Origin of the sequence: Agromyces binzhouensis (assembly GCF_004135055.1) — a bacterium.
GTDB lineage: Bacteria > Actinomycetota > Actinomycetes > Actinomycetales > Microbacteriaceae > Agromyces > Agromyces binzhouensis.
Genome location: NZ_SDPL01000132.1, coordinates 1 through 7,300 on the forward strand (window position 1 = coordinate 1; position 7,300 = coordinate 7,300).

At 71.9% G+C, this 7,300-nt stretch carries 8 protein-coding genes; 7 read left to right on the forward strand and 1 reads right to left on the reverse strand.

All coding sequences use genetic code 11. The features are described 5' to 3' along the window. Positions 1–245: 245 nt before the first annotated feature. The 4 genes from truA (at position 246) to glmM (ending at position 3,619) form a co-directional block, all read left to right on the forward strand. Positions 246–1,139 carry a tRNA pseudouridine(38-40) synthase TruA gene (truA, locus tag ESO86_RS08315; protein ID WP_129234476.1) on the forward strand — a complete coding sequence of 298 codons (894 nt, stop codon included), beginning with the start codon at positions 246–248 and terminating at the stop codon, positions 1,137–1,139. 137 nt (positions 1,140–1,276) lie between these two features. Further along, a complete protein-coding gene (gene rplM / locus ESO86_RS08320) occupies positions 1,277–1,723 on the forward strand; it encodes a 50S ribosomal protein L13 (protein WP_129234477.1) in 447 nt (148 codons plus the stop codon). Between the two features lie 36 nt (positions 1,724–1,759). Further along, positions 1,760–2,242: a 30S ribosomal protein S9 gene (gene rpsI, locus ESO86_RS08325; RefSeq protein WP_129234478.1), complete on the forward strand. Its 483-nt coding sequence runs from the start codon at positions 1,760–1,762 to the stop codon at positions 2,240–2,242. A 15-nt stretch (positions 2,243–2,257) separates the two neighbouring features. Continuing rightward, positions 2,258–3,619, forward strand: coding sequence for a phosphoglucosamine mutase (gene glmM / locus ESO86_RS08330; RefSeq protein WP_129234479.1), 1,362 nt, complete (start codon positions 2,258–2,260; stop codon positions 3,617–3,619). Positions 3,620–3,685: 66 nt separating this feature from the next. Here the strand turns inward: glmM and coaA are convergent, their stop codons facing one another. Continuing rightward, positions 3,686–4,642 (reverse strand): type I pantothenate kinase, encoded by a 957-nt coding sequence (coaA, locus tag ESO86_RS08335; protein ID WP_129234480.1) that lies wholly within the window; start codon positions 4,640–4,642, stop codon positions 3,686–3,688. 118 nt (positions 4,643–4,760) lie between these two features. Between coaA and glmS the strand changes: the two genes are divergently transcribed. The 3 genes from glmS to ESO86_RS08350 all read left to right on the forward strand — a co-directional run. After that, entirely contained in the window at positions 4,761–6,611 is a 1,851-nt protein-coding gene (glmS, locus tag ESO86_RS08340; RefSeq protein WP_129234481.1) for a glutamine--fructose-6-phosphate transaminase (isomerizing), read from the forward strand. A gap of 83 nt (positions 6,612–6,694) precedes the next feature. Continuing rightward, positions 6,695–7,111, forward strand: a complete 417-nt coding sequence (locus tag ESO86_RS08345; protein WP_129234482.1) for a holo-ACP synthase — start codon at positions 6,695–6,697, stop codon at positions 7,109–7,111. After that, positions 7,108–7,300, forward strand: a 193-nt coding sequence (locus ESO86_RS08350; RefSeq protein ID WP_207207063.1) for an alanine racemase, incomplete at its 3' end; no start/stop codon positions are given. The genes ESO86_RS08345 and ESO86_RS08350, both read left to right, overlap by 4 nt.

Genomic DNA, 7,300 nt, shown 5'->3' on the forward strand with positions numbered 1-7,300 from the left:
CGAGGCCCCGGCCGAGACGCCCGAGGCCGAGGTGACCGAGGCCGAGGCCGCGGTCGACGAGGCCGCCGGCGCCGAGGCGTCGGAGGAGTCGGCCGAGGCTCCCGCCGAGGAGACCGAGGCCGCCGAGGCGAAGTAGCCCCGCGCACCACGCACCCGGAGCCCCCGCAGCGATCGCTGCGGGGGCTCCGTGCGTTCGCGTCACGCGAGCGCACGCACCGTAGGCTTGGCTGCGTGGGAGCACACGGATGACGCTGCGGATCCGGCTCGACCTCGCCTACCAGGGCACGGGATTCGCGGGATGGAGCCGGCAGCCCTCGCTGCGCACGGTGCAGGGCGTGCTCGAGGCGGCGCTGGCGACGCTCTTCCGACGCGAGGGCGCCGCGCCGCGCCTGGTCGTCGCCGGTCGCACCGATGCCGGCGTGCACGCGACCGGGCAGGTGGCCCACATCGACGTCGAGCACGAGGCGTTCGAGGCCGTGACGCGTCCGAAGCGCGCCGGATCGGCGGGCGGGTCCGCCGCGGACCCGTACGGCGTCCTGGTGCGCCGGCTCACCGGCATCCTGGGCAACGCCGACGACGACCTCGTCGTCCGCGTTGCGCGGCGCGCGCCCGACGGGTTCGACGCGCGGTTCTCCGCGGTCTGGCGTCGCTACGCCTACCGGATCGCCGACCTCGGGGCCGAGCACGATCCGCTGCAGCGGCACCGCACCGTCTGGTACCCGCGGTCCCTCGACGTGGAGTCGATGGACGTGGCGGCCCAGACGCTGCTCGGCCTCGGCGACTTCGCGGCGTTCTGCAAGCCGCGGGAGGAGGCGACGACGATCCGCACGCTCCAGTCGTACCGGTGGCGCCGCGACGCCGACGGCGTGCTCGTCGCCGCCCTGCAGGCCGACGCGTTCTGCCACTCGATGGTGCGTGCGCTCGTCGGGGCGTGCGTCGCGGTGGGCGAGGGGCGGCTGGATGTCTCGGGGCCGTCGTCACTGATGCAGGCGGGAGAGCGCACGAGCGCGTTCAAGGTCCTCCCCGCCAGGGGACTCACGCTCACCGAGGTCGGATACCCGGCCGACGAGGAGCTCGCCGCTCGCGCGGAGCAGACCCGTGCACGTCGGGAATTGCACGTGGACGGCGTCGTCGGCTAAGATTTCCCTTTGGTGCCGTCGACTGCGTCGGTGCCCGATGTTGAGCCCTCCACCGGAGCGTTCCACCCGCATCGCGGGAGAACCCCCACCGGAGCGGGATTCACGAACCCCTCACTCGATCAGAAAGCAGCACTACTGTGACGCGCACCTACACCCCGAAGGCGAACGAGATCCAGCGCGACTGGGTCGTCATCGACGCCACCGACATCGTGCTCGGCCGCCTCGCGAGCCACGCCGCCTCGATCCTCCGCGGCAAGCACAAGGCGATCTTCGCCAACCACGTCGACACCGGTGACTTCGTCATCATCGTCAACGCCGGCAAGGTGGCCCTCACCGGCCAGAAGCTCGAGCAGAAGAAGGCGTACCGCCACTCCGGCTACCCGGGCGGCCTGAAGGCCGTCGGCTACGCCGAGCTCCTCGAGAAGAACCCGGTCCGCGCCGTGGAGAAGGCGATCCGCGGCATGCTGCCGAAGAACTCGCTCGGCCGCGCCCAGATCAAGAAGCTGAAGGTCTACGCCGGCCCGGAGCACCCGCACGCGGCCCAGCAGCCGAAGCCGTACACCCTCACCCAGGTCGCCCAGTAAGCCCGGCGCCGAGCGAAAAAGGACTCAGACACCACCATGGCGAAGATCGCAGACCAGATCGACCAGGCTCCTGAGAGCTACACCACCGAGTCGGCTCCGGCCGCCGCCCCCGCGGCGCGTCCCGTGCTGAACGTCTCGGGCGCGGCCGTCGGCCGCCGCAAGCAGGCCATCGCGCGCGTGCGCGTGGTTCCCGGTGCGGGCGCCATCACGGTCAACGGCCGTGAGTTCGCGGACTACTTCCCGAACAAGCTCCACCAGCAGCTCATCACCGACCCGTTCACCGTGCTCGAGCTCTCCGGCTCGTACGACGTGATCGCGCGCATCACCGGCGGCGGCCCCTCGGGCCAGGCCGGTGCGCTCCGCCTCGCGATCGCGCGTGCGCTCAACGAGATCGACCGCGAGAACAACCGCCCGACCCTCAAGAAGGCCGGCTTCCTCACGCGTGACGCTCGTGTCATCGAGCGCAAGAAGGCCGGTCTCAAGAAGGCCCGCAAGGCGCCCCAGTTCTCGAAGCGCTAGTCTTCGGATCCCTGGATGCCTCGGCTCTTCGGAACCGACGGGGTCCGGGGCCTGGCCAACCGTGAACTCACGGCTGACCTGGCCCTGGGCCTCGCCCAGGCGGCTGCCGCCGTCCTCACGCAGGGTCGTCACGCCGACGAACTGCGTGCCGCCGGTCGTCGGCCGGTGGCGATCGTCGCGCGCGATCCGCGCGTGTCCGGCGAGTTCCTGACGGCCGCCGTCTCCGCCGGGCTCGCCAGCTCGGGTGTCGACGTGCTCGACGCCGGCGTCATCCCGACGCCCGCGACGGCGTTCCTCATCGACAGCATCGGCGCCGACTTCGGCGTGATGATCTCGGCGTCGCACAACCCCGCTCCCGACAACGGGATCAAGTTCTTCTCCTTCGGCGGGACGAAGCTCCCCGACGAGGTCGAGGACCGCATCGAGTCCTACCTCGGCAAGCAGAAGCTCGCCCCGACCGGCGATGGCGTCGGTCGCATCCGCCGCTTCGCCGACGCGGAGGACCGCTACGTCGTCCACCTGCTCGGCACCCTCCCCGCCCGCCTCGACGGGCTGAGGGTCGTGCTCGACTGCGCGCACGGCGCCGCCGCGGGCGTGTCGCCCGAGACCTTCCGCGACGCCGGCGCCGAGGTCATCGTGATCGGCGCCGATCCCGACGGCATGAACATCAACGACGGCGTCGGGTCGACGCACCTCGAGCCCCTCCGTCAGGCTGTGCTCGAGCACGGTGCCGACATCGGCATCGCCCACGACGGCGACGCCGACCGGTGCCTCGCGGTCGACGCCGACGGCAACGTGATCGACGGCGACCGCATCATGGCGATCCTCGCCGTGTCCATGCACGAGCGGGGCGCGCTCACCGACGACACGCTCGTGGTGACCGTGATGTCGAACCTCGGGCTGCGGCGCGCGATGGCCGATCGCGGCATCCGCGTGATCGAGACGAAGGTCGGCGACCGGTACGTGCTCGAGGCGCTCGGCGCCGGCGGCTACGCCCTCGGCGGCGAGCAGTCCGGGCACGTCATCATGACCGAGTTCGCCACCACCGGCGACGGCGTGCTCACCGGGCTGCACCTCGTGGCCGAGATGGCCCGGACCGGGAAGACGCTGGCCGAGCTCGCCTCGGTCATGACCGTGTATCCGCAGGTGCTCGTGAACGTGCGCGACGTCGACCACCACGGCCTGGCCGACGACGAGGTCATCGCCGAGGCGGTGCGCGAGGTCGAGGCCGAGCTGGGCGACACCGGCCGCGTGCTGCTCCGGCCGTCGGGCACCGAGCCGATGGTGCGCGTCATGGTCGAGGCCGCGGACCAGGAGGCCGCCGACGCGTTCGCGAACCGGCTCGCCGGGGTCGTGCGGGACCGACTGTCGCGCTGACGCGGGCTCGCCGCATCCGTCGGCTCGTTCGTCGTCGGTTCGGGCGCCGCCGGTCGGCGCCCGAACTCAGAGCTTGCGGAGCAGGACGCTTGAGACCGCGTGGTCGGCGTCCTTCCGCAGCACGAGCGAGGCGCGCGACCGCGTCGGCCGGATGTTCTGCAGCAGGTTCGGTTCGTTGATCGACTGCCAGATCGAGCGGGCGCGCGACCGCGCCTCGTCCTCGGTGAGGCTCGCGTAGCGGTGGAAGTAGGAGCGCGGGTTCGAGAACGCGCCGCGCTGGAGCTTCAGGAAGCGCTCCTCGTACCACCGGGCGATGTCGCGCGTGCGCGCGTCGACGTAGATCGTGAAGTCGAACAGGTCGCTCACCGCGAGGCGGTGCCCGGGCCCGGGCGGCTGGAGGACGTTGAGCCCTTCGATGATGAGCACGTCGGGCCGCCGCACGGTGATCTGGGCGTCGGGGACGATGTCGTAGGCGAGGTGCGAGTAGAACGGGGAACGCACCTCCGGTGCGCCGGCCTTCACGTCGCTGACGAACCGGAGCAGGGCCCGCCGGTCGTACGACTCGGGGAAGCCCTTGCGCGCCATGAGCCCGCGGCGCTCGAGCTCGGCGTTCGGGAAGAGGAAGCCGTCGGTCGTCACGAGCTCGACGCGCGGCGTGTGCTCCCAGCGCGCGAGCAGCTCGCGGAGCAGGCGCGCGATCGTCGACTTGCCGACCGCGACGGACCCGGCGACCCCGATGACGAACGGCGTCGACTCGAAGCGCTCGCGGAGGAACGTGCTCGTGACCTCGTGCAGCGCCTTGGTGCCGCCGACGTAGAGGTTCAGCAGCCGGCTGAGCGGCAGGTAGACCTCGGACACCTCGAGCGGATCGAGCGGCTCCCCGAGGCCGCGGAGCTGCACGATCTCGGTCTCGCGGAGGGGAGACGGCATGGACGGCGCGAGGGCCGCCCATGAGGCGCGGTCGAGTTCGACGAACGGGGAGATCTGCGGCGTGTGCGTCGACGGGCTCTGCGGATCCGGCACCGGCACAGTCTAGTGCGCCGCGCGAGCCGCGATCCGGCGTCATCGGGGCGTGGGGGCGGCCGGGGCGGCTCGGGCGCACCCGGCGGTCGCCCAGTCGCCCGTGGCTACAATCGAGCGCATGTGTGGAATCGTCGGATACGTCGGAGAGCGCAACAGCCTCGACGTCCTCATGGGCGGTCTCCGCCGTCTCGAATACCGTGGCTACGACTCGGCCGGCGTCGCCGTCGTCGGAGACGAGGGCGACCTCGAGTTCGCCAAGCGCGCCGGCAAGCTCCAGGTGCTCGCCGACGAGCTCGAGCGCCACCCCGTGCACCGGGGCGGCACCGGCATCGGCCACACCCGCTGGGCGACGCACGGCGGGCCGACGGACCGCAACGCGCACCCGCACCTCGGCGACGAGGGGCGCCTCGCGCTGATCCACAACGGAATCATCGAGAACTTCTCCGAGCTGAAGGAGGAGCTCCTCAGCCGCGGCGCCACCTTCGAGTCGGAGACCGACACCGAGGTCGCCGCCGTGCTCCTCGGCGAGCGCTACCGCGAGACGGGCGACCTGCGCGAGGCGTTCCGCCTGACGGTCGCCCGGCTCGAGGGGGCGTTCACGCTCCTCGCCGTGCACCGGGACGAGCCCGGCCTCGTGGTCGGCGCCCGACGGAACTCGCCGCTCGTGATCGGGCTCGGCGACGGCGAGAACTTCCTGGGGTCGGATGTCGCGGCCTTCGTCGAGTTCACCAAGCGGGCCGTGGCGATCGGGCAGGACCAGATCGTGGCGATCACGGCCGACGGCGTCACGGTCACCGACTTCGACGGCGCGGTCGTCGAGGTCGAGCCCTTCGACGTCGCGTGGGACGCGTCGGCCGCCGAGAAGGGCGGCTGGTCCTCGTTCATGCGCAAGGAGGTCTCCGAGCAGCCCGAGGCGGTCGCGAACACGATCCGCGGTCGCGTGGTGGACGGGGTGGTCTCGATCCCCGAGCTCGATGGCTTCGGCGACGACGAGCTCAGGGACATCCGCCGGATCACCGTGATCGCGTGCGGCACGGCCGCCTACGCGGGCATGGTGGCGAAGTACGCCATCGAGCAGTGGGCGCGCGTGCCGGTCGAGGTCGAGCTGAGCCACGAGTTCCGCTACCGCGACCCGGTCATCGACGCGCACACGCTCGTGGTCTCGATCAGCCAGTCCGGCGAGACGATGGACACGCTCATGGCGGTCAAGTACGCGCGCGAGCAGGGTGCACGGACCATCTCGGTCTGCAACACCCAGGGGGCGACCATCCCGCGCGAGTCCGACGCGGTCGTCTACACGCACGCCGGCCCCGAGGTCGCGGTCGCCTCGACGAAGGCGTTCGTGGCGCAGATCACGGCCCTCTACCTGTTCGGCCTGCATCTCGCGCGCGTGCGCGGCACGCTCGCCGAGGGGGAGCTGGCCGAGCACCTCGCGGAGCTGCAGGCGATCCCGGAGAAGATCGAGACCGTCCTCGAGCAGGGCGACCGGGTCGGGGAGCTCGCGCACTGGATGAGCGACACCCGCTCGGTGCTCTTCCTCGGCCGGCACGTGGGCTACCCCATCGCGATGGAGGGTGCGCTGAAGCTCAAGGAGCTCGCCTACATCCACGCCGAGGGCTTCGCCGCGGGCGAGCTGAAGCACGGCCCGATCGCGCTCATCGAGCCGGGCCAGCCCGTGTTCGTGGTGGTGCCGAGCCCGCGCGGCTCGGCGAACCTGCACCCGAAGGTCGTGTCGAACATCCAGGAGATCCGCGCGCGCGGCGCGCGCGTCATCGCGATCGCCGAGGCCGGGGATGCCGCGGTGCTGCCGTTCGCCGACGAGGTGATCCGGATCCCGCTCGCGGCCCCGCTGTTCGAACCGCTGCTCGCGGTCGTGCCGCTGCAGATCTTCGCGATGGAGCTCTCGCAGGCGAAGGGCCTCGACGTCGACCAGCCGCGGAACCTGGCGAAGTCGGTCACGGTCGAGTGAGCGACGGGCGGGTGTCGGCACGTTCGGCACCCGCCCGCCCCACCGGTGCGGCAGACTCGAACCGTGAGGTCGGAGAGGGACGAGTGATCGCGGGCATCGGCATCGACGTGGTCGACATCGCGCGCTTCGCGCGATCGCTCGAGCGCACGCCCGCGCTCCGCGACCGTCTGTTCGCTGAGAGCGAACGGGAGCGTCCCGCGCGCTCGCTGGCCGCCCGCTTCGCCGCCAAGGAGGCGCTGATCAAGGCCCTCGGTGGCCATGCCGTCATCCGCTGGCACGACATGCGCATCGTGCAGGACGCCGACGGCAACCCGGACTTCGCCCTCTCCGGCGCCCTCTCCGCGCACGTCGAGGCGCTCGGGATCGACCGGGTCCACCTGTCGATGAGCCACGATGCGGGCATCGCGAGCGCGTTCGTCGTGCTGGAGCGCGGCGTCGGACGCGCCGCCACCTCCCGCGAAGCCCTCGCCGCCCCGAACCCCGACCAGGAGGTCGAGTGAACCCCCGCCACGTCCGCTCGCCGTTCCGCGAGGCCGTCATCGACCTCGACGCCCTCCGCGACAACGTCGCCGCGCTCGCCGCGACGGTCGCTCCGGCCCGCGTGATGGCCGTCGTCAAGGCCGACGCGTACGGCCACGGCGCGGTGCACGTCGCCCGCGCCGCACTCGACGGGGGCGCGGACCACCTCG